The sequence below is a fragment of the Halobacillus sp. BBL2006 genome, from assembly GCF_000786645.1.
GTDB lineage: Bacteria > Bacillota > Bacilli > Bacillales > Halobacillaceae > Halobacillus.
This window is the reverse complement of sequence record NZ_JRNX01000948.1, coordinates 1-1,385: the sequence shown is the minus strand read 5'-3', so window position 1 is coordinate 1,385 and position 1,385 is coordinate 1. Positions and strand designations below refer to the sequence as shown.

The 1,385-nt window shown below is 42.0% G+C and carries 1 protein-coding gene and 2 pseudogenes; all 3 read left to right on the top strand.

All coding sequences use genetic code 11. The annotated features are described in order from the left end of the window. A pseudogene (locus LD39_RS23355) lies at nt 1-181 on the top strand (carbohydrate ABC transporter substrate-binding protein); the annotation flags it as partial. A 15-nt stretch (nt 182-196) separates the two neighbouring features. Continuing rightward, nucleotides 197-1,060: a carbohydrate ABC transporter permease gene (locus LD39_RS21305; RefSeq protein ID WP_035553748.1), complete on the top strand. Its 864-nt coding sequence runs from the start codon at nt 197-199 to the stop codon at nt 1,058-1,060. Then, nucleotides 1,060-1,385: pseudogene (locus LD39_RS21300) on the top strand (carbohydrate ABC transporter permease); the annotation flags it as partial. The gene LD39_RS21305 and the pseudogene LD39_RS21300, both read left to right, overlap by 1 nt.

Sequence of the window (1,385 nt, the reverse complement as noted above, 5' to 3'; positions counted from 1 at the left end):
TGAAATTCTTACAGGTCTCCAAGAAAAAATCGCGAACGATGAGATTACCAGTTTCCCAGATCACTATTATCCGAGCGGCATGCAGGCACCGAATTTGATTCAAGCGTTTCTTATCGAAAAGAATCCGGATGCCTTTTTGAAAAAAATGGATCGTGAATGGGAGAAAGTCCAAAAACGTTAAGGGGGAGGAAGCGAAATGAAAAATCGTGAACGTGCTTTTTTACTGATGTCGTTACCAGCAGTCGTCATATTCTTTATTTTTCACACCTATCCTGTTTTGCAGGGGGTGTTCTATAGCTTTACGAATTGGCGTGGATATGGGGAATGGAATTTTGTCGGATTAAGCAATTACTTAAACGTTTTTCAGGATGGCCGTGCGTTAAGTTCGTACTGGTTTACGTTCAAATTCGCTGTCGTGTCGACCATTTTGGTGAATATCTTCAGTTTAGCGGTTGCGCTTGGATTGAACGCAAAAATCAAGTTCCGGAAGACGCTTCGGGCTGTTTATTTCTTACCCAATATCCTGAGTATTCTGATTGTCGGGTTTATCTTCAATTTCATTTTTACACACTTTCTTCCTGAGATTATGGGAGCGTTAGGAATTGAGGCTCTTGCAAAAAATATCCTGGGAAATCCTGATACGGCGTGGATTGGAATTGTGATTATGACCGTTTGGCAGGCGACAGCGTTCAATACAATCTTGTATTTAGCCGGCTTGCAGACGATTCAAGAAGATGTGTACGAAGCAGCCGAGATCGATGGAGCGAATGCATGGAAGAAGTTCCTGAAAATTACGTTCCCACTGATCGCACCATTTTTTACGATCAACATGGTGCTTGCTATGAAGAACTTCCTCATGGCCTTTGACCAGATTGTGGCCTTGACGAATGGAGGACCTGGCCAGGCGACAGAATCTATTTCTCTTTTAATCTACAAAGGTGGATTTGAAGGTGGAGAGTTTGCCTATCAATCTGCGAATGCTGTCATTTACTTCATCATTATCGTTGTGATATCAATCTTTCAAATTCGCGTACTTCAGAAGCGGGAGGTGGAGATGTAATGGAAAGAGGAAAGAAGAACTGGCTCGTCACGTCTCTGTTAATTTTAGGAACGGTACTTGTGTTACTGCCGCTTTATTTAACCATTACGATCGCGCTGAAGACACCTGAGGAAATGTCAGAACCATTGCTTTCTTTGCCTGACGAATGGCGGTTCCAGAATTTTGTTGATGCGGTGCAGGTGACCGACTTCTTCGGTGCCCTTTTAAACAGTACGATGGTGACGGTTTTCGTTGTAATTCTGACATTGTTATCTAATTCACTTGTCGCTTATGCGATTGCTCGTAATATGCATAAACGTTTATACAAGTTTCTTTTTTATTATTT

What these genes read in the sequence shown, in the direction of transcription:
- LD39_RS21305 (WP_035553748.1), top strand. Translation starts at nt 197, where the DNA reads ATGAAAAATCGTGAACGTGCTTTTTTACTGATGTCGTTACCAGCAGTC.